The 22,076-nt window shown below is 68.4% G+C and carries 21 protein-coding genes, 1 tRNA gene and 2 pseudogenes; 19 read left to right on the top strand and 5 right to left on the bottom strand.

Annotation, left to right across the window (positions count from 1 at the left end):
- Window positions 1-1,092: Hsp70 family protein (locus AB0M62_RS06925; RefSeq protein ID WP_366073053.1), on the bottom strand; the 1,092-nt coding region annotated here is incomplete at its 3' end.
- Window positions 1,093-1,419: 327 nt separating this feature from the next.
- On the opposite strand from AB0M62_RS06925, the gene AB0M62_RS06920 reads away from it, so the two are divergent.
- The 3 genes from AB0M62_RS06920 to AB0M62_RS06910 all read left to right on the top strand — a co-directional run bounded on the left by AB0M62_RS06920 (window position 1,420) and on the right by AB0M62_RS06910 (window position 5,505).
- A complete protein-coding gene (locus AB0M62_RS06920) occupies window positions 1,420-1,926 on the top strand; it encodes a sugar transferase (RefSeq protein ID WP_366073052.1) in 507 nt (168 codons plus the stop codon).
- A gap of 129 nt (window positions 1,927-2,055) precedes the next feature.
- Window positions 2,056-4,359 (top strand): (Fe-S)-binding protein, encoded by a 2,304-nt coding sequence (locus AB0M62_RS06915; RefSeq protein WP_366073051.1) that lies wholly within the window; start codon window positions 2,056-2,058, stop codon window positions 4,357-4,359.
- Window positions 4,360-4,599: 240 nt separating this feature from the next.
- Window positions 4,600-5,505 (top strand): Yip1 family protein, encoded by a 906-nt coding sequence (locus AB0M62_RS06910; protein WP_366073050.1) that lies wholly within the window; start codon window positions 4,600-4,602, stop codon window positions 5,503-5,505.
- Between the two features lie 82 nt (window positions 5,506-5,587).
- Here AB0M62_RS06910 and AB0M62_RS06905 read toward each other — a convergent pair whose 3' ends face one another.
- The 3 genes from AB0M62_RS06905 to AB0M62_RS06895 all read right to left on the bottom strand — a co-directional run bounded on the left by AB0M62_RS06905 (window position 5,588) and on the right by AB0M62_RS06895 (window position 6,928).
- Window positions 5,588-6,085 (bottom strand): phosphoribosyltransferase, encoded by a 498-nt coding sequence (locus tag AB0M62_RS06905; RefSeq protein WP_366073049.1) that lies wholly within the window; start codon window positions 6,083-6,085, stop codon window positions 5,588-5,590.
- Between the two features lie 8 nt (window positions 6,086-6,093).
- Window positions 6,094-6,669: a dCTP deaminase gene (dcd, locus tag AB0M62_RS06900; protein ID WP_254375295.1), complete on the bottom strand. Its 576-nt coding sequence runs from the start codon at window positions 6,667-6,669 to the stop codon at window positions 6,094-6,096.
- Window positions 6,670-6,739: 70 nt separating this feature from the next.
- Window positions 6,740-6,928, bottom strand: a complete 189-nt coding sequence (locus AB0M62_RS06895) for a hypothetical protein (RefSeq protein ID WP_366073048.1) — start codon at window positions 6,926-6,928, stop codon at window positions 6,740-6,742.
- Window positions 6,929-7,130: 202 nt separating this feature from the next.
- Between AB0M62_RS06895 and AB0M62_RS06890 the strand changes: the two genes are divergently transcribed.
- From AB0M62_RS06890 to AB0M62_RS06875, 4 genes are all read left to right on the top strand, one after another.
- A tRNA-Gly gene (locus AB0M62_RS06890) sits at window positions 7,131-7,201 on the top strand.
- Window positions 7,202-7,339: 138 nt separating this feature from the next.
- On the top strand, window positions 7,340-8,224 hold the full coding sequence (locus AB0M62_RS06885) for a hypothetical protein (protein ID WP_366073047.1): 885 nt from the start codon (window positions 7,340-7,342) through the stop codon (window positions 8,222-8,224).
- Between the two features lie 1,478 nt (window positions 8,225-9,702).
- On the top strand, window positions 9,703-10,185 hold the full coding sequence (locus tag AB0M62_RS06880) for a lamin tail domain-containing protein (RefSeq protein WP_366073046.1): 483 nt from the start codon (window positions 9,703-9,705) through the stop codon (window positions 10,183-10,185).
- A 682-nt stretch (window positions 10,186-10,867) separates the two neighbouring features.
- Entirely contained in the window at window positions 10,868-11,653 is a 786-nt protein-coding gene (locus AB0M62_RS06875) for a DUF2637 domain-containing protein (RefSeq protein ID WP_366073045.1), read from the top strand.
- A gap of 371 nt (window positions 11,654-12,024) precedes the next feature.
- Here AB0M62_RS06875 and AB0M62_RS06870 read toward each other — a convergent pair.
- Window positions 12,025-12,129: pseudogene (locus tag AB0M62_RS06870) on the bottom strand (transcriptional regulator); the annotation flags it as partial.
- Here AB0M62_RS06870 and AB0M62_RS06865 point away from each other — a divergent pair.
- From AB0M62_RS06865 to AB0M62_RS06810, 12 genes and pseudogenes are all read left to right on the top strand, one after another.
- Window positions 12,127-12,267 (top strand): annotated as a pseudogene (locus AB0M62_RS06865) (hypothetical protein); the annotation flags it as partial. The pseudogenes AB0M62_RS06870 and AB0M62_RS06865 overlap by 3 nt on opposite strands.
- Window positions 12,268-12,751: 484 nt before the next feature.
- Entirely contained in the window at window positions 12,752-13,411 is a 660-nt protein-coding gene (locus AB0M62_RS06860; RefSeq protein WP_366073044.1) for a hypothetical protein, read from the top strand.
- Window positions 13,412-13,517: 106 nt separating this feature from the next.
- Window positions 13,518-14,123, top strand: coding sequence for a hypothetical protein (locus AB0M62_RS06855; RefSeq protein WP_366073043.1), 606 nt, complete (start codon window positions 13,518-13,520; stop codon window positions 14,121-14,123).
- A 210-nt stretch (window positions 14,124-14,333) separates the two neighbouring features.
- Window positions 14,334-14,699: a hypothetical protein gene (locus AB0M62_RS06850; RefSeq protein WP_366073042.1), complete on the top strand. Its 366-nt coding sequence runs from the start codon at window positions 14,334-14,336 to the stop codon at window positions 14,697-14,699.
- A 319-nt stretch (window positions 14,700-15,018) separates the two neighbouring features.
- Entirely contained in the window at window positions 15,019-16,002 is a 984-nt protein-coding gene (locus AB0M62_RS06845) for a CPBP family intramembrane glutamic endopeptidase (protein WP_366073041.1), read from the top strand.
- Window positions 15,999-16,136, top strand: coding sequence for a hypothetical protein (locus AB0M62_RS06840; RefSeq protein WP_366073040.1), 138 nt, complete (start codon window positions 15,999-16,001; stop codon window positions 16,134-16,136). The genes AB0M62_RS06845 and AB0M62_RS06840 overlap by 4 nt, the downstream gene beginning before the upstream one ends.
- Before the next feature lie 138 nt (window positions 16,137-16,274).
- Window positions 16,275-17,063 (top strand): DUF72 domain-containing protein, encoded by a 789-nt coding sequence (locus AB0M62_RS06835; RefSeq protein ID WP_366073039.1) that lies wholly within the window; start codon window positions 16,275-16,277, stop codon window positions 17,061-17,063.
- Window positions 17,064-17,193: 130 nt separating this feature from the next.
- A complete protein-coding gene (locus tag AB0M62_RS06830; RefSeq protein ID WP_366073038.1) occupies window positions 17,194-17,334 on the top strand; it encodes a putative leader peptide in 141 nt (46 codons plus the stop codon).
- A 213-nt stretch (window positions 17,335-17,547) separates the two neighbouring features.
- On the top strand, window positions 17,548-18,447 hold the full coding sequence (locus tag AB0M62_RS06825) for a TauD/TfdA family dioxygenase (protein WP_366073037.1): 900 nt from the start codon (window positions 17,548-17,550) through the stop codon (window positions 18,445-18,447).
- A 105-nt stretch (window positions 18,448-18,552) separates the two neighbouring features.
- A complete protein-coding gene (locus tag AB0M62_RS06820; RefSeq protein ID WP_366073036.1) occupies window positions 18,553-19,011 on the top strand; it encodes an Rrf2 family transcriptional regulator in 459 nt (152 codons plus the stop codon).
- Between the two features lie 312 nt (window positions 19,012-19,323).
- Window positions 19,324-20,595: an acyl-CoA dehydrogenase family protein gene (locus tag AB0M62_RS06815; protein WP_366073035.1), complete on the top strand. Its 1,272-nt coding sequence runs from the start codon at window positions 19,324-19,326 to the stop codon at window positions 20,593-20,595.
- 153 nt (window positions 20,596-20,748) lie between these two features.
- A complete protein-coding gene (locus AB0M62_RS06810; RefSeq protein WP_366073034.1) occupies window positions 20,749-22,071 on the top strand; it encodes an alpha/beta family hydrolase in 1,323 nt (440 codons plus the stop codon).
- Window positions 22,072-22,076: the final 5 nt, after the last annotated feature.

Raw genomic sequence — 22,076 nt, 5'->3', positions numbered from 1 at the left:
GTCGAGCAGCAGGACGTCCTTGACCTCGCCCTTGAGCACACCGGCCTGGAGGGCGGCGCCGATGGCGACGACCTCGTCCGGGTTGACACCCTTGTTGGCGTCCTGACCGCCGGTCAGCTCCCTGACGAGCTCGGCGACGGCCGGCATACGGGTCGAGCCGCCGACCAGGACCACGTGGTCGATCTCGGACAGCTGGATGCCGGCGTCCTTGATGACGTTGTGGAACGGGGTCTTGCAGCGGTCGAGCAGGTCCGCGGTGAGCTGCTGGAACTGAGCGCGCGTGAGCTTCTCGTCCAGGTGCAGCGGGCCCTCGGCGGACGCCGTGATGTAAGGCAGGTTGATCGTGGTCTCGGTCGAGGACGACAGCTCGATCTTCGCCTTCTCCGCGGCCTCGCGGAGACGCTGGAGAGCCATCTTGTCCTTGGACAGGTCCACGCCGTGGCCGCCGGCGAACTGCTTCACCAGGTAGTCGACGACACGCTGGTCCCAGTCGTCACCACCGAGGTGGTTGTCACCGTTCGTGGCCTTCACCTCGACGACGCCGTCGCCGATCTCGAGCAGCGAGACGTCGAAGGTGCCGCCACCGAGGTCGAACACCAGAATGGTCTGGTCGTCCTTCTCGAGCCCGTAGGCAAGAGCGGCGGCCGTCGGCTCATTGACGATGCGCAGGACGTTGAGGCCCGCGATCTCGCCGGCCTCCTTGGTGGCCTGGCGCTCCGAGTCGTTGAAGTACGCCGGGACGGTGATGACCGCGTCGACGACCTTCTCACCCAGGTAGGCCTCGGCGTCACGCTTCAGCTTCTGCAGGATGAAGGCACTCATCTGCTGCGGGTTGAAGTCCTTGCCGTCCAGGTTGATCTTCCAGTCGGTGCCCATGTGGCGCTTGACCGACCGGATGGTCCTGTCGACGTTGGTGACCGCCTGGCGCTTCGCGACCTCGCCGACGAGCACCTCGCCGTTCTTGGCGAAGGCGACGACGGACGGCGTGGTCCTGGCGCCCTCGGCGTTGGTGATGACGGTGGGCTCGCCGCCTTCGAGAACGCTGACGACGGAGTTAGTCGTGCCCAGGTCGATGCCGACCGCACGTGCCATTTCAATTCCTCCAGCTGACTTGAGTGGAACAGGCTCAAGGATGCATGACGGAGCCGGATGAGTCAACGGACCTGAGCGCAGTCGACTCAACTCTCTGGCCTTTATCTGGCTCATACGCGCCCCGCCCAGGCAGCGGACGTACCCGGAGAGGCCCTGGCCTGCGCGTCGCACCCGGAAGTTTCGCATCAAGTCGGGCAATGTCGGGAAAGAACCCGGACGGAGGAACGCGGGACGCGCCCGAAGGCGCCGGGGAGACACACCCGAAAGCGCCGAGGCACGGGGTCGGCCGGGGCGCGGGAGCCACGGGCCCAGGGAAAGGTGCGGCACATGAAAGCCAAGCGGGCGCTCGATCTGGCGGGCAGCCTGGTGCTGCTGCCCCTCCTGGCGCCGCTGCTGATCCTCCTCACCGCCGCCGCCGTCGCCACTTGGGCCGGCCCCCCTTTCGTCCGGTACCCGGCGGCCGGACTGCACGGCCGCCCGTTCGAGACCCTGAAGTTCCGGATCGCCCCGAACGCACTCGGGCGGCTGCTCGACCGGTACGCCCTCGACGAACTTCCGCAGCTGGTCAACGTGTTACGGGGCGAGATGTCACTGGTCGGCCCGCGGCCGCTGCCCGCCGAGGACCCGGCCAACACCACGCACCGGCTGGAGGTACGCCCCGGAATCACCGGCCTGTGGCAAGTGGGGGCGCGCTCCGATCTCCCGTGGGAGGAGATGCCGCTGCTGGACCTGCACTACATCGAGCACCATTGGCTCGGGATGGATCTCGCCATCCTCGTCCGTACGGTCCCCGCCGCCCTCCGGCCGCGCCGCAGCCGACTCAGGGTTGCCTGAGCGACGCAGATCACCGCGTGCGCGGCTACAGTGCGGCGGCATAAGTGGGTAATCTCAGCACGGACTGATTAAGTTACCGCTTAGTAATCGCTGGATACCCACCCTCCCTCGCAGGCCCGAGGAGCCACCATGCAACTCGCCGCGATCATCGTGTCGCTGGTCCTGACCGTGGTCGGCGTTGCGCTCATCGCCCGAGCCGTCGCGCAGATCTACCGGTTCGTCAAGCTCGGCCAGCCGGTGCCGGCGGGCAGCCGCACCGACAACCCCAAGCAGCGCACGATCACCCTGGCCAAGGAGTTCCTCGGCCACACCCGGATGAACCGGTGGGGCATCGTCGGCTTCGCGCACTGGTTCGTCGCGATCGGCTTCCTGACACTGCCGCCGACGCTCGCACAGGCGTACGGGCAGCTTTTCCAGGCCGACTGGGTGCTGCCGGTCATCGGCGGCTTCCTGCCGTTCGAGATGTACATCGAGTTCATCGGCCTGATGACCGTGGTGGGCATCGTCATCCTGATGGTGATCCGGCTGCTCAGCCTGCCCTCACGGGCCGGCCGCAAGTCGCGGTTCGCGGGCTCCAAGGCCTGGCAGGCGTACTTCGTCGAGTACGTCATCCTCACCATCGGTCTGGCGATCTTGGCGCTGCGCGGCCTGGAGGGCGCGATCCACCATGTCGAGAGCTACGAGGCCGCATACTTCGTCTCGTATCCGCTCGTCATGGCCTTCGAGGGACTGAGCGTCCCCACCCTCCAGACGCTGATCTACCTCACCGCGATGATCAAGATCGGCACCTCGCTGATCTGGATGATCACGGTCTCGCTCAACACCAACATGGGTGTCGCCTGGCACCGCTTCCTCGGCTTCCCGAACATCTGGTTCAAGCGGAACGCCGACGGCTCCACCGCGCTCGGCGCGCTTCAGCCGATGACGAGCGGTGGCAAGGAGATCGACTTCGAGGACCCGGGCGAGGACGACGTCTTCGGCGTGTCCCAGGTCGAGCAGTTCTCCTGGAAGGGCATTCTCGACTTCTCCACGTGTACGGAGTGCGGCCGCTGCCAGTCGCAGTGCCCCGCCTGGAACACCGGAAAGCCCCTCTCCCCCAAGCTTCTGATCATGTCGCTGCGCGACCACGCGCACGCCAAGGCCCCGTACCTGCTGGCCGGCGGCGGCAAGACCATGGAGGGCGAGGAGAAGGCTTCGGCCGAGGCCCTGAAGGATGTACCCGCGGCGGCACTCGCCGAGGCCGAGCGCCCGCTGATCGGGACGCTCGAGGAGAACGGCGTCATCGACCCGGACGTGCTGTGGTCCTGCACCACCTGCGGTGCCTGCGTCGAGCAGTGCCCGGTCGACATCGAGCACATCGACCACATCGTCGACATGCGCCGCTACCAGGTGATGATCGAGAGCGCGTTCCCGTCCGAGGCCGGGACGATGCTCAAGAACCTGGAGAAGAAGGGCAACCCCTGGGGGCTTGCCAAGAAGCAGCGGGTGGAGTGGACCAAGGAGGTCGACTTCGAGGTCCCGATCGTCGGCAAGGACGTCGAGGACCTGTCCGAGGTCGACTACCTGTACTGGGTCGGCTGCGCCGGGGCCCTGGAGGACCGCGCCAAGAAGACCACCAAGGCCTTCGCGGAACTGCTGCACATCGCGGGCGTCAAGTTCGCGATCATGGGCGGCGACGAGAAGTGCACGGGCGACTCGCCCCGCCGCCTCGGCAACGAGCCGCTCTTCCAGCAGCTCGGCCAGGAGAACGTGGCCATGCTGAACATGGCCTTCGGCGAGGACGACGACGACCCTGAGACGAAGAAGCCGAAGTCGTCGAAGAAGATCGTCGCGACCTGCCCGCACTGCTTCAACACCATCGCGAACGAGTACCCGCAGCTCGGCGGCGAGTACGAGGTCATCCACCACACCCAGCTGCTCCAGCACCTGATCGACGAGGGCAAGCTGATCCCGGTGACCCCGGTCGAGGGCCTCATCACGTACCACGACCCCTGCTACCTGGGCCGCCACAACAAGGTTTACACGCCCCCGCGCGAGATCATGTCGGCCGTCCCCGGTCTGCGTCAGCAGGAGATGCACCGCCACAAGGAGCGCGGCTTCTGCTGCGGCGCCGGCGGCGCCCGGATGTGGATGGAAGAGCGCATCGGCAAGCGCATCAACACCGAGCGCGTGGACGAGGCGCTGTCCCTCAACCCGGACATCGTCTCCACCGCCTGCCCGTTCTGCCTGGTCATGCTGACCGACTCGGTCAACGGCAAGAAGAACGACGGCGAGGCGAAGGAATCGCTCCAGGTCGTGGATGTCGCGCAGCTGCTGCTCGACTCGGTGCGGACACCGGTGGACCCGGCCGGCTCCGAGAAGCCGGAGGGGACGCCGGAGCCGGACCCGCAGCCGGACCCGCAGCCGGATCCCGAGTCGGCACCGGTGAAGTGAGCCGGTAGCACGAACGACGGACTCAGACAGAACGGCCGGACCTGCCTCGGGGGCAGGACCGGCCGTTCTGTCGTACGGATGGCGCCGTTCCGCCGGACGAGTAGTGCCGTTCTGCCGTACGAGTGGTGCCGTACGGGCCTCTCCGGGCTCCCCCTAGGGGATGTCACAGGTCGGCAGCAAACCCCGGCGTGTTCCGGCAGGCGGCACCGGGCCCCGCCGGGACCAGGTACGTTCGAATGCGTGGCTGGATTCAGGATCGGACGCGGCCGGGACAACCGCACCCCGCAACAACAACCCCCGCAGCAGCAGCGGTACGGGCAGCAGGCACCTCCGCCGCCGTACGGCGGCCAGGGCGCGCCGCCCCCGTACGGCGGCGGCGCACCGCAGCAGCAGTGGCCGCAGACCGGCGGCGGGTACGCAGGCGGTCAGCAGCAGCGGCAGCAGCGACACGGCGAGCCGGAGTACTTCGGCGACCCGTACCAGCAGCAGCACGGGGACCCGTACGCCAACAACCCCGGCCACACGCGGGCCTTCAGCATCAACGAGGACCCGTACACCGACGGCTCCACCTACCGCGCCGGGCAGACCTCGGCGCCCCCCGCCGGGCCGCGCCTGCACTGGAAGCAGCTGCTGAGCGGCATCGTGCTGCGCCCGGCGGCGACCTTCTGGCAGATGCGTGACCACGCGGTGTGGGGCCCGGCGCTGATCGTCACGTTCCTCTACGGCCTGCTCGCGGTCTTCGGCCTCGACGACGGCCGCGAGGAGGCGATCAACGCGACACTGTCCAACGCCATCCCGATCGTCCTCTCTGCCGGCGTCGGGTTCGTCATCTGCGGTCTGATCCTGGGCGGCGTCACGCACACTCTGGCCCGCCAGCTCGGCGGCGACGGCGCGTGGCAGCCCACCGTCGGCCTCTCCATGCTGATCATGTCCATCACGGATGCGCCCCGACTGCTCTTCGCGATCTTCCTCGGCGGCGAGAACACCCTGGTCCAGGTGCTGGGCTGGGTGACCTGGCTCGCGGCCGGTGCCCTGTTCACGTCGATGGTGAGCAAGTCGCACGATCTCCCGTGGCCGAAGGCGCTGGGCGCGTCGGCGATCCAGCTGATCGCGCTGCTTTCGATCATCAAGCTCGGCACGATCTAGCTCTCCAGCCGCACGGAAACAGCAAACACGAGGGCCCCGGCTGCCACAGCCGGGGCCCTTCTTCGACGACCTTGTTCACGGTTTACGCGTCGAGAACCTGTCCCTCGCGGCGGACGACAGGAGGCTGGACACTCCACGGGAAGTTGATCCACTCGTCGGTGCGCTTCCAGACGTACTCGCACTTCACCAGCGAGTGCGACTTCTCGTAGATCACGGCGCTGCGCACCTCCGCGACCGTCCCGAGGCAGAAGTCGTGCACGAGCTTCAGCGTCTTCCCGGTATCGGCGACGTCATCGGCGATGAGCACCTTCTTCTCGGAGAAGTCGATGACGTTCGGCACCGGCGAGAGCATGACCGGCATCTCCAGCGTGGTCCCCACACCGGTGTAGAACTCGACGTTCACGAGATGGATGTTCTTGCAGTCCAGCGCGTACGCCAGGCCCCCGGCCACGAACACCCCGCCACGCGCGATGCTCAGCACGATGTCCGGCTCGTACCCGTCGTCGGCGATGGTCTGGGCGAGCTCGCGGATGGCGGACCCGAACCCCTCGTACGTCAGGTTCTCTCGTACGTCGCTCATGCCGGCCCCTACACCTGAGTCCGATGGAAGTTGAGGAAGGACCGCGAGGCGGTCGGCCCCCGCTGCCCCTGATAGCGGGACCCGTAGCGCTCGCTCCCGTACGGGTGCTCGGCCGGCGAGCTGAGCCGGAACATGCACAGCTGCCCGATCTTCATCCCGGGCCAGAGCTTGATCGGCAGTGTCGCGAGGTTCGACAGCTCAAGAGTCACGTGCCCGGAGAACCCGGGGTCGATGAAGCCCGCGGTCGAATGCGTCACGAGCCCCAGCCGCCCCAGCGAGCTCTTGCCCTCCAGCCTGCTCGCGAGGTCGTCGGGCAGGGAGACGACCTCGTACGTCGAGGCGAGCACGAACTCACCGGGGTGCAGGATGAACGCCTCGTCCCCCTCGGGCTCGACCAGTCTCGTCAGGTCCGCCTGCTCCACCGCAGGATCGATATGCGGATAGCGGTGGTTCTCGAACACCCGGAAGTAGCGGTCGAGCCGCACGTCGATGCTCGAGGGCTGCACCATCGACTCGTCGTACGGTTCGACGCGCACGCGCCCGGCGTCGATCTCGGCCCGGATGTCCTTGTCTGAGAGAAGCACGCCCTGAGGATACGCAGAGCGCGCGGGACTGCCGCAATTCCGGCCTGCAACGACAGTCCCGCGCGTCCGGCTAGCGCTTCTCCAGCACGACCGGAACCGCCTGCCGCAACCGGGCACAACGCGGACACCGGATGAGGCGCCCGGGCCCGATGCGGCCCTCCCCGAGCTGTTGCATCGGGAACGAGGCGGTGCTGAAAACGTGCCCTTCGGCACAACGGACGACGGTGCGCTCCATCGAGTCCCTTTCCCCAACAACCATCAAGCGACGAATCGCCACATTAGGGGATGAACAAGATGGCGCTCCAGGCGGCACACCGGCCACCCAAGGTACGCCTCAACTCCCGCCACCCGCACCCGTATCCCTCTCCCGGAACAGCGAAACGGCCCCGCGGCAAATACACCGGGAGCCGGGCATGGGGTACAGTGTGCGACGATGCGGGTGCAGATCAAGGGCCCGCTGCGCGGGTGTAGTTTAATGGTAGAACATGAGCTTCCCAAGCTCAGAGCGCGGGTTCGATTCCCGTCACCCGCTCTTCCACGAAGGCCCAGGTCGGCGACCTGGGCCTTCGTCGTCGTCTCGGCCTCCACGGCTCCCACCTCTGATCGACAGACCCAGCCGAGCGACCTCTGGTCGGTCTCCGGCCGGGTCGCCGCGCAGCAGGACTTCCTGGTGCGCGGTGCCAGCAAGCTCCTGGAGGAGCTGGGCAAGTACCCCGACGCCGGAGGGGCCGGCACCGAGGCCCAGAAGTTCGCCCAGGCGTACAAGAAGATCGGCGACCGCTGGCTGGAGGTCTGGGGCCGGTCCGTGCTCAGCGTCGGCGGCGTCGCCGTCGGGTTCACCGAGACGGCCAACGCCTACACCAAGGCGGACGCGGCGGCCCACCCCAAGCCAGGGAAGACGGCCGAGCAGCGCCCGCGGCCCGCGGTCATCGACAAGGCACCGAAGTTCGACTCGATACCCGACATCGAGTGGGGCGACGACGACGGCGGCGACGACATCCTGCGCGGCCTGATGGAAGGCATCCCCGAGATCGTCCGGGACGTCCTCCAGCCGCTGTGCAAGAACGTGTTCCGGATCGGAAGGGTGGCGGACGTCCACCCCTTCCCGCAGCAGCACTACCTCAACTTCCTGTGCCACAGCTGGATGAACGTCTCCATCGTCGCGTCGATGGGGGCGGACCAGCTCACCCAGGCCGTCGGCACCATCACCAACCACCAGCAGGCCGACTGGGAAGCCGCCATGCGGACCTTCTGCAGCGCCCTGTGGGGAGGGACGGCGTGGGGACAGCAGCGGCACGGCTACCAGTGGGGGCAGACCGCCAACTCCGGCCCGGGCACGCCCCGCGTCCCCACGGGCAGCGGGCCCGTCCTGGCCGTACTGAAGGACACGGCCGACAACATCGCCACCATCCTGCGCGAGTACGCGGAAGCCGCCGTCGACCTGAACCGCGACGTCGCGGACGAGCTCCAACGCGCCATGCTGAAGGCCGCCAAGGAGGTCATCGAGGACCTCGCATGCGCAATCGGATGGCCATCGGGAAAATTGAATTCCTGAGCCACCTCCAGCACGTTGGTGGGCGTAAGACCTAGCGAACGAAGTCGATCCTTTTTACGACTGTCAGCAATGCCGGCAAACAGTACCGCCGCTCCGCCGAATACGATTTGCTCGATCGGACTCGCGCCTAAGTGCCTGGCTTGGGCCGTCGTGGCCATTGCCTGTCGCTCATTATCAGACAACGCCCCGTCGTGTTCAATCGCAAGCAACCTACGCTGCTCATACGGCAACTCAGCAAGCCCCATAACCCCTCCAACTGAAAATCCGCGGATGCCCAGCCCTGAAATGCTTGCTTGAGCTCCCCCCTGCCTCCCCTCTTGGCGTGTCCCACCCCCGCTTGCCGGCATGTCCCTCCGCCGACGACAGGGCATAAGCGGTGGGCGAAGCGGAGGAGAGCAAGCGTTGAGAGGGCTGCGACCAAGCGGTAACGCTCCGCGACGCTACCCGCCCCCGTGGCCGACTGTCATCAGCGTGTCCTGCCTCCGATGAAGTGCAGGAGCGCACAGCCGGAGCGCGCGTGTTGGCCAGTGCGCCGCTTCGGGAGGTGCCAGCGCATTGGCATCGCTTGCAGAGGCGATCCGGGTGTTCAAGGGATGCGACGGTGGCGGCATCCAGGTCGTCAGCGCAGGCGCAGACCGCGTCGAACTGTCCCCAAGTACGGGGGTCAAGCTCTCATGAGGTAACGGCTTGGCACTTGTGCCCCAACCCTCGAGAGTCGGCCACTCTGGATCCAAGCATCGAAGCCTGCTTCGACCTCGACGCCCTGTACTCGGACCGCAGGACGATCAGCGGTCAACCACGGTCACAGCGCCACGCCCCCACGCACCCCGCTTCCCTCAATTGTCGCAGGCCAGACGACATTTCAGCGCCAAGCAGCCCGTGCTTTCCAAGCCCAGAGCGCGGGTTCGATTCCCGTCACCCGCTCCAGCAGAAAGCCCCAGGCCAGCGGCCCGGAGCTTCTTTTTTGTCTAGACCGCGCTAAGCATCTCGTGCCATATCCAGGCCAGAGCTGATCGTCCGGTCCCTGACGCCGGGCACTGAACTTCAGCCGCAGGAGCTGGTGCCCCCCCGTGCATCGCCGTCACAACAGGACCCCGTTCCCGTCCGCCCGTACGACACCGCATCGCGTGTGCGAGGAAACGTGCAGAAGGATCGTTACAGCGGTCCTGTCCGCCACCCGGATGACTTTCTGTCCGCCGCACCCGGCGGTTCGTCGGAGCCCGCAAGGGCTTGCCGTTGACCATTGAACGGATCGGTGCAGCGGTCAATGAATGTCAGGGCCACGCCCACCGCATATGCATGACCGATACAGGCGCCTGTTACGGAAATGTCCGAAAAAGGTAACGCGCGCCGGTTGGCGCGCCCGTCGGCCCGGCGACGCTCCAGAGTTTGAGCCCTCGGCCAGCACGGCCGGGAACCCGCATCGCTCCACCCGCTCCGTCGGCCTGTGGAGCACCGTTCTTGAGGAGACGTCACCTATGTCTACTTCTCGCACCGCCCGCCGTATCGCCGCGACCGCTGTCGCGGCCGGCGCCGTCCTCTCCGCCGTCGCCCTGCCGGCCTCCGCCCACGACGACGACCGCTACCGCGACCGTCGCCACGAGCAGTCCCGGGTCGAGATCAGCGACGTGCAGGCCCACAGCCGCGGACGCGACAACGGCAGCAACCGGTCCCTGAACGCCGAGTGGGTCGAGATCACCAACAACAGCCGCCGCGGCGTGGACCTGGACGGCTGGACCCTGCGCGACTCGGACGGCAACCGCTACCGCTTCGACGACGTCCGACTCGCCGGCCGGGCCACCGTCCGCATCCACACCGGCGCCGGGCGCGACACCCGCACCGACCTCTACCAGGGCCGCCGCAACTACGTGTGGGACCGCACCGACACCGCGACCCTGCGCGACGACCGCGGTCGCACCGTCGACGCCGAGTCGTGGGGCCGCGGCCACAACCACCGCTGACCCAGCCGGCGAGGGCCGTCCGCCCGTCGACACCGGACGGCCCAGCCCCCCATGAACCGTGTGCCCCGGGCAGCCTGACCTGCCCGGGGCACACGTGATCCCGCACCACTTGAACGAACGGGACGGGCCTCATGGCCGATGGTCGCGCAGAACCGATAAACCGCCTTGCATAAATCGTCCATATGCATAGAATCCGTCACTCGGTTGCCGCGCATCCTGGCGAACGCCCGAAACGTTGGGTGGAACATGACGCCAGCACAGGCCCCTTGCCCGCCCGCGGGCCGCCTGCCCAGTTCCAGCCCTCACCTCGACACTCACGCCGTTCGGGTCGGGGAGTGGACCTTTACGCCGTCCTCCGCTCTCCGCGTCCCAAAGACGAACGCCACCCTGCGTCATAAGAACCTGCACATCGAATTGCGGTACTCGTCCTCAATTTTCGAGGCGTTTATGGCGGCGATGGGACAGATTCAGGCCGAGTTCGTCCGTCTTTCGCGCGGCGCAGAACCGTCCGCCGCGCACGGCGGTGAGCGGGCTGGGAAGGGCATTCATGCATGAGACGCGTGGCCGGCACAGCCGCGTTGGCACGCCGCCCTATTCGGCCCCCTCTGCCGCCTGGGCGGGCTCGGATGACGGATACCCTCCCGTCGCAGTCAATGATCAGCCCCTTCCCCCGCTTGAGTCTTTGGACGTGTCCTGGGACCCATCAGAGGAACTGGCGTACCTCCTGCAAGAGGCCATCCATACCGAGGAGAGCATCACCCCCTCATACGTTGCCCCCGAATACGCCGCTCCTGAATACGCTGCCCCCGAATACGCCACACCTGAATACGCTGCTCCCGAATACGCTGCCTCTCAATACGCCGTCTCCGGCGAACCTACTGTCACGGCAGCGATCGACGCCCACCTCGAAGGCTTGGCAGAGGTCAAGGCAGAAGTTCCGGCTCCGCGTCCCTCGTCCCCCGGGCACCGGCGTCGCGCCCCGTCGCGGAGGCCTGCGGTCAGCCCGCTGCAGACGGCGAGTTTCTTCCTCGCTGCGCTCGCCGCCGCCATCGTCTCCATGGTGAGCGTCTTCGGCGGCATGGTCACGTATGAGCCCCTGCGCCACATCGCCGAACCTCGCACTGCCCACGGTGTCGTCCACTGGTGGCCCCTGCTCGTCTACGGGCCTTGGCTGGTCGCGTCACTGTCCATCCTGCGCGCCGCTCTCCACCAGCGCCGCGCGGCGCACTCCTGGTCCGTCGTACTGCTCTTCTCCACCGTCGCCATGCTGCTCTGTGTGGCGCAGGCCCCCCGGAGCCCCGTCGACGTGGCAGCGGCCGCGCTTCCTTCACTCGCCGCCCTGGCATGCTTCCAGCAACTCGTCCGCCAGATCACCCTGACCCGGCCTCCCCGCCAAGCCGCCCCTCGCCACCGCAGCTCCGCGTCCCCCACCGCAGCGTTTCGCGGCCAAAGCGAGACACCGGCATAGCGTCGCCTGCCCCGCTCGGCTCACTCGGTCGCCTGACGACGCCTGACGCCTGACCTTCCCAGCCGTCAGGCGCTGAACCAGTCGGGCGTCTGATCGGGGTTCTCGGCGAAGTAGTTGTAGCCGTCGAAACGGCGAGTGGTGGCCGTCCGGCCCGCGCCCTTCACCCCGCGCCCTTCACCTGGACGAGGACCAGATCTCCTACGTCTGCGGGCCGACCACGAAGCGCGGAGGACGCGCCCGGCGGCGGACGGTCCAGCGTGTCCGCCCACAGCTGCAACGACTGCTGGACCAACTCGCCGACGGCTGCGGGCAGTGGTCCTCCCAGTCGGCGAAGAGACCGCCACATCCCGGTCGAGGAAAGCGAGCCGTTAATTGTTGCGTTCGGGCTGGGGGAACGCGTCGAAGTCCGTAATGAGGGCGGCGGCCGGCGGATTCCAGGCCAGAACGTCCATGTGCCGCCCCAGGACGATGGCCGGGCCCTGGTCGGCGGGCTGTCCGTAAAAGACCCGGACTTCCGCAGTTGGTGGGCGGCCCACGAGGTCGCCCACAAAACGTGGGGGACCAAGGCACTGAACCACCCCGTCGTCGGGGCACTGACCCAGCGCAGCCTGGACCGTCGGACCGGCAGCCCTACTTCAGCGAATGCGGATCGCGGCCGCGATCCCGGCCTCTCATCCCGGCATTCGTGACGACATGTCCGGGAGTACGGGATACCACCGCCGGTAAATCTTCGCAGCAGCGTCACAAGGGCTGCGCACGACCTTCGGGGGGCGCCACTAGCGTTACTGCCCGCTCGATCCCGCGTGCGAACTACAAGAGGTCGCCGGCGCCCCTGGCGGCGCAGTCAGCACAGAAAGATCGCAGATGGACTACTGCTCCTCGTGCCGCCGCCATCTCAACGGGGCTCTCATGTGCCCAGGGTGCGGCGCATACGCTCCGGACATTGCCCCGCCTGCCCGTCATCTCCAAGGCGCGGTCGCCTCTGCCGCGACGACTCGGGAGGCATGGCACGCGGATGAGGTTACGGCGCCCAGGTCCCACGCCGGCCCTCATCACCCCGCCGCCGCACCTTTCGGTAGTGGCGCATCCGAAGACACGATGGCCGATGCATCGGACACCGATCCGTCCAGCGGCTTCGAAGGCAACGCCCCCAACACGCGGGGCCGAGCGGCTCGGCGTCGGCAACTGGCGCGTTGGAAGAAGCACCGGCGCCGGGCCGTGGCCGCAGCGGCAGTCGCCATTGTCGGTGGCGGCCTGACCGTTGCCGCGCTGCAGACCACCAGGCCGTCCACCAGCCAGGCACACATGGCCTCACCGCCGGAGCCGGTGACCTCGCCCTCACCCCGGACGGGGACCCCCGACTCGTCCTCACACCAGCCCGACGCCCCGGTTTCGCGGGATTCCAGCACTCGGCCACCCACGACAACCGGTCGCCGGCAGGACACCGCCACCACCACGCCTCCCACCGCGACGACGAACCGGCAGGCCGGATCCGCCGCCACTGCCCAACGCTCCGCGCCCCCGAGCGCAAAGCCGTGGACACCCGAGCCGGCCACGGGAACGGAGGTTGGCAACTCCATCGCCAATGCCGACGCCAATGCCAAACCCTCCACCCCGGCCCCGGAGACCACGCCGCCCTCTTCCACCGAACGCCGCGGCGCCGCAGGCCCCTCGACTGTGACCCTGCTGCCGACCACGCCGGGGGACGAGCCGGCATCGCCGACGCAGTTGTGCCTGCTCGTTGTATGCCTCGGCTGACTCTCACGGATCCACGCGTGAGGCAGACCCCGGCCTGCCCACCCGGGCACACGCACCAGTGAGACAGCCGAATCTCACTGCCGAGACATCTAGGAGGCCGAGTCCTGTGAGCACTGTCTACGAAGCCCGGCTACACAGAATCGGCCGGTGGTGGGCCATCGATGTTCCGCAACTCGACATTCACACCCAGTGCCGCACCCTCGATGAGGCCGAGGACATGGCACGCGGCGCCATCGTCGAAGCACTTGGCATTCGACCTGACACCATCGCCGTGGAGCTGGTGGTTCCGGAATTCCAATCACTTCTGCGGTCCGTGCAGGAAGCGCGAACGCATCGCGCCGCGGCCGACGCTGCCGAGCAGCAGACCGTCTCGGATGCCGCTCGCACCCTGATCGAGGACTTGCGTGTAAGCCAGAGCGATGCCTGCCGGCTGCTCGGTATATCCCATCAGCAGGTGTCCCAGCTTGCCCCGGCGGCCTCAGGCTTCGCCGACTCGCGGCCGTGGCACCCTGGTCCACTGTCCATGCCGAGCGCACCGCGCGTCGGCGTCCGCAGCAGCGACGACACGACGCAGTACTCGAACGGGCATCGCCAGCCGCGAACGGGACTCGCCAACGGCTCATCCGACAGCAGCAGCATGATGCGCCCGAAGCGGCACCGACAGGAATCATTCGTCCCCCCGGCCTGGGCGATCGCGGAGGATGGCGCCTGAAACGGCCAGCAGATCTCAAGACCGAATGCCCGCCTGTCGTACACGTCGGGGCTGAGTGCGTTTCCGTCTCGCCGACGGAACCCATTTTCGTTCCGAATGGACGCCGCGATGTCGGCATAGATCCGAGCGATACTCGGAAATCGGAAACCGATATGAGATCGCAGGTTTACGAGAGGTTTCATACCCTGGGGCGGGGCTATTAGACAAGGCATGAACAATCCTCCTGAATCCATGCCCGCAAACGACAACTATCACCCCTATGACCAAAGTCGGGACGCCCATGGGCGTAATAGGGATGGCGCCGGAGCAAACCGGGCAGCGTTGGTCATCCACACGATCGCGGACATCGCCGCAGGCTTTCTCGGCCTGTGGATCCTGCTCTACCTGCTCGACGCCAACCAGGCAAACGTCTTCGTCGGCTTCGTGCACGGTATGGCGGACTGGCTCGCCGGCTGGTCCCAGGACATCTTCACCATGGAGACGGAAGGCCTCCGGGTTTTCCTCAATTACGGTCTGCCCGCAGTGATTTACCTTCTGCTCGGCCATGGGACAGCTGCGCGGGTACGCCGCCTCTGACCGGATTCCGGTCGAGAGCGTCAGGCGGGTCAGTGAGACCTGCGATCAGACCACGCAGGATGTCGCGGGCCTCACCATTTCTCCCTCGGCGTCGCCATTACTCGATTAACAAAGGCATACGGCCGTGTCAAGCCACGTTTTTCTGGGGCATGACGGTCACCTTGCGGTTCGTGTCTGCTGATCTGCAGGCCGCATCAATGGATGAAGGCCTTCAGCCAAGCCTTTGAAATCGAGGTGCAACCCAATGAGCGTCTCCCATGATGTCCTGGAAGATGGAATGCCCCAGGAGGGGGGCCAGGCATCCCCATCCAGGTCAGGCGTGACCGCCGCACCGGCCGGAACGCCCTATCACCGGTTGGCTCGGACCGAGCGGCACCGCTGGTGGCGGCCGCCGGTGGCCACGGTGGCCGCCGGGTTCGGCTGGTTGGTCTTCTCGATTGCCGTGGGGGCCGGACTGGTCCTGGCGGCCTCGCAAGCCGGGGTCGAGCCGGGCACCGGCGACCTGCTGCTCGCCGACCCTCTGTGGGATCTCGCCGCGGTGCTGCTCATACTTGCGCTCCTGCTCCCTCCGGTGCTCCTTGCCGCACGCCTGGTGCAACGCCGCCCAGCCGGCACCTTGTCCTCGGTGACCGGGCGGCTGCGCTGGCGTTGGCTACTGGCCTGCCTGGCGGTGGCCGCGGCCGCGGTGCCGCTCCTGTTCAGCCTGACGGCCGCCCTCGACGCCGTATCCGGGGCCGTGGCCGCCGATTCGACCTCCGTTGCCTGGGTGGGCTGGCCGGAGTTCCTGGCCGGGGCGGCGGTGCTCGTCCTGCTGGTGCCGTTCCAGGCCGCCGCCGAGGAGTACGTCTTTCGCGGCTGGATCCCACAATTCTTCGGGAGCTACCTGCGCACACCGTGGGTCGGCATCATCGTGGGGGGTCTGCTGTTCGCCCTCTTCCACGGGCTGGGCACGCCGTGGGGCTTCGCCGACCTGTTCCTGTTCAGTTTTGTCCTGGGCGTCCTGGTGCTCCGTACCGGCGGCCTGGAGGCGGCCATCGCCTTCCATGTGGTCAACAACCTCTGCGCCCTCCTCCTCGCCGCCACCTTCGAGGACGGGCTCAGCGATGCCGCCTCCGCCAGCGCTGCGGACGGCTCCTGGACCATGCTGGCGGCCGAGGCAGTCGTGATGCCGCTGTACGCCTGGGTGGTCCTGCGCCTGAGCCGCCGGTTCCGCATCGAACGCATCTCCCCCGCCCCCACCAGCCTCCCGGCGGAGCCCGCGGCTGCCCCGGACTGGACGAAGGAGGTGTACCGACGACCATGAGCAAGACCACTTGGATCCTGCTCTGGTGGCGTCTGAGGCGGTGGTCGGCGGCACTGCTGTACGGCACGGAAGCCCGGAGACCCGGCACCACCACGATCGCAGCCGACCCGCATGGCCCCCATCACCACAGCTGATCAGACGTGCAGCAGCAGCGACCGCAGACGGGTGCGACGACAGGCCGGCCGGCCTGTCGTCGCACCCATTCCCGTCACGAGGCAAGATGCGGCGAACCAGGCGATATGTTCTCCGCGTACCGGGGCAGGGATCGGATCATGCCCATGTTCGTCGGAACCTCGGGGTGGCAGTACAGGGACTGGCGCGGCGTTCTCTACGCACCCGGGCAGCCCCAGCGGCTGTGGCTGGAGGAGTACGCCCGGCACTTCGCCACCGTGGAGAACAACAACGCCTTCTACCGGCTTCCCACCAGGGCGATCTTCACCTCATGGCGGGAGCGGACGCCGGAGGATTTCGTCATGGCGGTCAAGGCCAGCCGTTATCTCACTCATGTGAAGCGGCTGCGCGACCCCGAGGAGCCGGTGGACCGGCTGATGGATCGTGTCCGGGGCCTCGGCGACCGGCTGGGACCCGTTCTGCTGCAACTGCCGCCCAACTACCGGGAGGACATCGCGGCTCTGGACACCTGCCTGGGTTGCTTTCCCGACACGGTTCGGGTGGCCGTCGAGCTCCGCCACACCTCGTGGTGGGAGGCGGAACGAGAGTTGCGGGCGGTGCTGGAACGGTATGGCAGCGCGCTGTGCTGGGCGGACCGGGGGTCTCGTCCGGTGACGCCACTGTGGCGTACCGCGTCATGGGGGTATGTGCGGTTTCACGCAGGCATCGCCGAGCCGCAGCCTCGCTACGGCCGCCAGGCGTTGAAGTCCTGGGCCCGACGCATCGCCGACGGCTGGCCGGACGAGGACGATGTGTACGTGTACTTCAACAACGACCCGGGCGGTGCCGCCGTGGTGGACGCCGCCAAGTTCGCGCGAGCCGCGGCGGCATTGGGCAGGACGGTGAGCCGTACGCCTCCGGCCGTGCCGGTACGGGCAACAACGTCCTGAGCGGTCGGAGCCGGAGACGGTGGTTCTGAGCCGGCCCCGGAGCCCGGGGGCTTCTCTGCCGCCGACCCGCAGCCGCCAAGCGGTCGCCCAGCCGCCCAAGCCGTCCCAATGAACGCAGCGCTTCACGTATGTGTCGGGCAATCCAGAACCGTTGACGTGTCCCGCCTTCGTTGCCAGCCTCTTGGACGTGAGCCAGTCCGAGAGCTTCGCCGCCCGCCTGCACGTCGATCTGCGACGTCAGGCCAGCGCCATTTGTGCCGCCGGTCGCTAGATCCCGCCGACCCTGCACGTCTCTCCCCAGAACGCTCCTCGCACGATCTCGTGCGCACCAGGCCGCTGAGCAGCATGATCCGCGCTTTCGGCTACCTGCCCGATTCCGCGCAGAGCGGCTTGTTCCCCCTGCCCCACTGAGGGCGGCCCCACGCCAAGGGGTCACCGGTGCCATGAGAGCCGCACGCTCATCACCTTCCGAAAGGACACTCGCATGACTTCCACCACGGGCTTCGACATCCGCAGAATCGGCGGACGAATCGGCGCCGAGATCATCGGCGTGGACCTCTCGACCGGTCCCGGCCCCGCCATCGTGAGCGAGATCAACTCCGCGCTCCTGGAGCACAAGGCGCTCGTCTTCCGGGGTCAGCGACTCGACGACGCCGGCCAACTCCGTTTCGCCTCGCTCTTCGGAGAGCTGACCACCGCCCACCCCACCGTCCCCTCGGTGGACGGGCAGCCCAACGTCCTGCCCGTCGACGGCGACGAGGGTGTCCGCGCCAACCGCTGGCACACCGACGTCACCTTCGTCCGTACGCCTCCGAAGGCCTCCACACTGCGCAGCATCGTGGTCCCGCCCTACGGCGGCAACACTCTGATCGCCAACTCCGCCGCCGCGTACCGGGATCTGCCCGAGCCGCTGCGTGACCTGGCGGACAAGCTGTGGGCCGTGCACACCAACGACTACGACTACGCCGCCCCGAAGAGCGACAAGGCCGCCGAGCACCGCCGGCAGTTCGTCTCGCGGAAGTACCGCACTGCCCACCCCGTCGTCCGCGTGCACCCCGAGACCGGGGAACGGGGCCTGTTCATCGGCGGGTTCGCCCAGAGCATCGTCGGCCTCGGCCCGTCCGACTCCCGCGACCTGCTGCGTCTCTTCCAGTCGTATGTCACCCGCCCCGAGAACATCGTGCGCGTGGCATGGGCGCCAGGCGACCTGGTCGTGTTCGACAACCGCATCACCCAGCACTACGCCCCCGACGACTACGGCGACCTGCCGCGCCTGCTGCACCGGGTGACGGTCGCCGGTGACGTGCCCGTCGGCATCGACGGCACGCTCAGCCACGCCATCGAGGGCGACGACGCCACCCACTACACCCGCGCAGCGGCCTGAGGCCCACGGCCGCCGGTCGGTGCAGAAGCGGCATCCCGACCGGCGGCCTTCCTCCCACCTCCCGCCTTCGAGGCTGCCTCCCGTGCGGTGCGGGATAATGCCGGCATGCGGATTTCAGCCAGGGCGGACTACGCGGTACGTGCCGCACTGCAGCTCGCCGCGTCCCGGGATGCCGGGCCGCTCAAGGCCGAGGGCATCGCCGACGCCCAGGACATCCCGCACAAGTTCCTCGAAGGAATCCTGAACGACATGCGCCGGGGCGGGCTCGTGAGCAGCCAGCGAGGCGGAAACGGCGGATACCGGCTGGCCAAACCCGCAGAGTCCATCACCATCGCCGACGTCATACGCGTCGTGGACGGACCACTGGTGTCGGTACGGGGAGTCCGTCCCCCCGAGCTGTCCTACACCGGTCCCGCCGAGTCGCTGCTGCCCCTCTGGATCGCGCTGCGTGCCAATGTCCGCGAGATCCTCGACGGCGTGACGCTGGCGGATGTCGCGTCGGCCGAGCTGCCCACCGGGGTGTCGGCCCTGGCCGCGGCCCCCGACGCGTGGACGAATCCCTGACACTTCCCCCGCGCCCAGCCGCCTGACTGCTCCAAGGCAGCTCCCCGACAGCCCGGCCGAGTCTTCTGCGTCTCGGTGGCCGGAACTTGCTGTCCATCATGCGAACGCCCCCTTGGGACGGGGCACCACCTCTGGCACTATCCCTACCAATCCGATAGGAAACCTAGGGAAGTTGAGGGTGGCCGTGCGAACGGTGAGTCCGGTGTCCTCTGCCCCACTCGTCCACCCGTTGACGGCGGACCGGCGGCAGCCACCGCCCGTGCAGCCCGACAGCCCTGGTCCCTGCACGTCGCCGGGGCGGTGAACGGCCCCGTGTCCAAGGCATCCGCAGCCGATCCCGCCTCCGCCCGGGCCGGCCAACCGGCCGACGAGGCGATGTGGCGGCGCATCACCCGAGAACTCGCGGATGATCTCGCCTCCGACGCGATCGCCCGCGAGCGAGCGGGGAAGTCCCCCTTCGACGAAGTCTCACGGCTGCGCGAAGCCGGCCTCCTGGAGCTGCTGACCCCGGCCGGTCCAGCCGGCCCGGGCGCCGACTGGGCCACAGCCTGTGCTGTGATCCGTGAGATAGCGGCGGCCGACAGCTCCATCGGCGAACTCCTCGCCCGCCACTACGCGTTGACGTGGAGCGCTCGGTTCTTCGGCTCGGCGGACCACGCTTCCTCCGGCGCTGCCCGCCACAAATCCCGGCCGGCCGAGGAGCACTGGCTCCTCGGCGGCAGCACCGACCTTCCGGGAGCGGGGCCAGGGGCCGGCCTCACGCTCACACCGACCGGCGAGGGGTATGTCCTCAACGGCCGGAGGGTCTTCGCCGCGGGCGTCAGCGTCGCCGACCGGCTCGTCCTCGGTGCGTCATGCACACGTACCGGCGACCCACTGCTCGTGCTCGTGGACCCGGACAGCCCCGGCGTACTGATCGACGCCCTGAGCGAACGGCTCGGCCAGCGTCTCAGCGGTGCCGGCAGCGTCGGCTTCGACGGCACCCGTGTGGGCCCGGACCAGATCCTCGGGACGCTCCCCCATGACGAGCACACCGTCTCGCCCTTCACCGCCCTCGCCCCGCAGGCGCTCCGGCTCGCGCTCACCCACGTCAGCCTGGGAATCGCCGAAGGCGCACTGGCCGAGGCCCGTGACATCAGCCGGACCAACCCGCACGCACGACCGGCCACGGCCGCGGGCGATGACCCGTACGCCGACCGGCCGAGCGGCGACCCGTACCTGCTCCTCGCATACGGGGAACTGGCCACCGCCGTCCGCACCGCCGCCGCGCTCGTCGAGCACGCCACAACGGCCCTGGCCGGGGCTGTGCTGGCGGGACCGGAACTCGGCGTCGACGAGCAGGCCGATGCGGCGATCCTCGTCGCGGCCGCGGAAACAGTCGCCGACAACACCGCGGTGGACCTCACCATGCGCATCCTGCAACTCACCAGCCACACTCGCCCCCTTGATGACAGCACCGGCCTAGACAGGTTCTGGCGCAACGCGCGCGTCCTGACCGCAGGAAACTCGCCCACCCACCGTCTGCGCGACATAGGCGATCACTTCCTCAACGGAGCGCACCCCCCTTTCGCCCCCGGCGCCTGAGCCCACCGGGGCGGGGGCGACCGCGAGGGGATTTCCCCGAGAGTCACCGGCCGATACTCGCCGTAGCGGACTTGCACAACAGAGGGAAATGGGGTTATTTCGAAGTTGAGCGTGACCGTGGTTCCTGTCTCCCCTGGCTGGGGGTGAGCCACTGTGCTGTTCACCGACCGGGAGGACGCCGGACGGCGTCTTGCCGACGCGCTGCGCCATCTCGCCGCGCACGAACCCGTCGTACTGGGACTGCCACGTGGCGGGGTCCCGGTGGCCTTCCAGGTGGCGCACGTCCTCGGCGCTCCCCTCGACGTGATCGTGGTCCGCAAGCTGGGTGTCCCGTACCACCGTGAGCTGGGGTTCGGCGCCATCGGCGAGGGCGGAGTACGCGTCATCAGCGACGACATAGTCCGCCGCAGCGGGGTCCGGCAGGCGGACATCGCCGCCGTCGAGCACGACGAGGAGGCCGAACTCGTGCGCCGCGCCAGGCGGTTCCGGGCCGGCCGGCCCCGGCTGGCACTCGACGGCCGGACAGTGATCGTCGTGGATGACGGGATCGCCACCGGGGCCACCGCGGCGGCCGCGTGCGAGGTGGTACGCGCACAGGGCGCCGCTCACGTGGTGCTCGCCGTTCCGGTGGCGCCGCCGGACGCCGTCGCAAGGCTGCGTACCGAGGCGGACGAGGTGGTGTGCCTGTCCACACCGGTCGCCTTCTCCGCCGTCGGCGAGTGGTATCAGGACTTCTCCCAGACCTCCGACGAAGAGGTCGTCTTCCTGCTGGCCCAGGCGGCGGCCGCCCCGGTGACCCGCACGCCGGCCGCGGGCGCCGGAACCGGGACGGAGACCGAGGTCGAAGTGGACGCGGGCGGCGTACGGCTGGCCGGTGACCTCGCACTTCCCGAGGGCGCGGGGGCGGGGGCGGTGGTGATGTTCGCCCACGGCTCCGGCAGCAGCCGTCACAGCCCGCGCAACCGCCTGGTGGCGGCGGCCCTGAACCGGGCGGGCCTGGGAACCCTGCTCTTCGATCTGCTCACCCCGGCCGAGGAGGCCGACCGGGCGAACGTCTTCGACATCGAGACTCTGGCCCGCCGGCTCGCGGACGCCACGGCATGGCTGCGGCGCCGCCACCCCCTCCCGATCGGGTACTTCGGGGCAAGCACGGGAGCCGCCGCGTCGCTCCGGGCCGCCGCGTCGCCCGACGCGGACGTCGGTGCCGTCGTCTCACGCGGGGGCCGGCCCGACCTCGCCGGGCCGCACCTCGCCGACGTACGGGCCCCCACGCTGCTCATCGTGGGTGGCCGCGACACGATGGTGCTCGAGCTCAACCGGGCCGCCCAGGCGCAGTTGCGCTGCGAGAACCGGCTCGAAGTCGTGCCGGGGGCGACGCACCTTTTCGAGGAACCCGGGGCGCTGGACGAGGTCGCCGACCTCGCCCGGGACTGGTTCGCCCGGCATCTGGTGGCTCCTGCGGAGGCCGCCGGGTAGCGGGC

It is taken from the genome of Streptomyces sp. NPDC051219 (genome assembly GCF_040682335.1).
Classification (GTDB): domain Bacteria; phylum Actinomycetota; class Actinomycetes; order Streptomycetales; family Streptomycetaceae; genus Streptomyces.
Note: the sequence above shows the minus strand (reverse complement) of the source record. Positions and strands in the feature narration are given on the sequence as shown.

What these genes read in the sequence shown, in the direction of transcription:
- AB0M62_RS06920 (WP_366073052.1), top strand. Translation starts at nt 1,420, where the DNA reads ATGAAAGCCAAGCGGGCGCTCGATCTGGCGGGCAGCCTGGTGCTGCTG.
- AB0M62_RS06915 (WP_366073051.1), top strand. Translation starts at nt 2,056, where the DNA reads ATGCAACTCGCCGCGATCATCGTGTCGCTGGTCCTGACCGTGGTCGGC.
- AB0M62_RS06905 (WP_366073049.1), bottom strand. Translation starts at nt 6,085, where the DNA reads ATGAGCGACGTACGAGAGAACCTGACGTACGAGGGGTTCGGGTCCGCC.
- AB0M62_RS06895 (WP_366073048.1), bottom strand. Translation starts at nt 6,928, where the DNA reads ATGGTTGTTGGGGAAAGGGACTCGATGGAGCGCACCGTCGTCCGTTGT.
- AB0M62_RS06880 (WP_366073046.1), top strand. Translation starts at nt 9,703, where the DNA reads ATGTCTACTTCTCGCACCGCCCGCCGTATCGCCGCGACCGCTGTCGCG.
- AB0M62_RS06860 (WP_366073044.1), top strand. Translation starts at nt 12,752, where the DNA reads ATGGCCGATGCATCGGACACCGATCCGTCCAGCGGCTTCGAAGGCAAC.
- AB0M62_RS06850 (WP_366073042.1), top strand. Translation starts at nt 14,334, where the DNA reads ATGAACAATCCTCCTGAATCCATGCCCGCAAACGACAACTATCACCCC.
- AB0M62_RS06840 (WP_366073040.1), top strand. Translation starts at nt 15,999, where the DNA reads ATGAGCAAGACCACTTGGATCCTGCTCTGGTGGCGTCTGAGGCGGTGG.
- AB0M62_RS06835 (WP_366073039.1), top strand. Translation starts at nt 16,275, where the DNA reads ATGCCCATGTTCGTCGGAACCTCGGGGTGGCAGTACAGGGACTGGCGC.
- AB0M62_RS06825 (WP_366073037.1), top strand. Translation starts at nt 17,548, where the DNA reads ATGACTTCCACCACGGGCTTCGACATCCGCAGAATCGGCGGACGAATC.
- AB0M62_RS06820 (WP_366073036.1), top strand. Translation starts at nt 18,553, where the DNA reads ATGCGGATTTCAGCCAGGGCGGACTACGCGGTACGTGCCGCACTGCAG.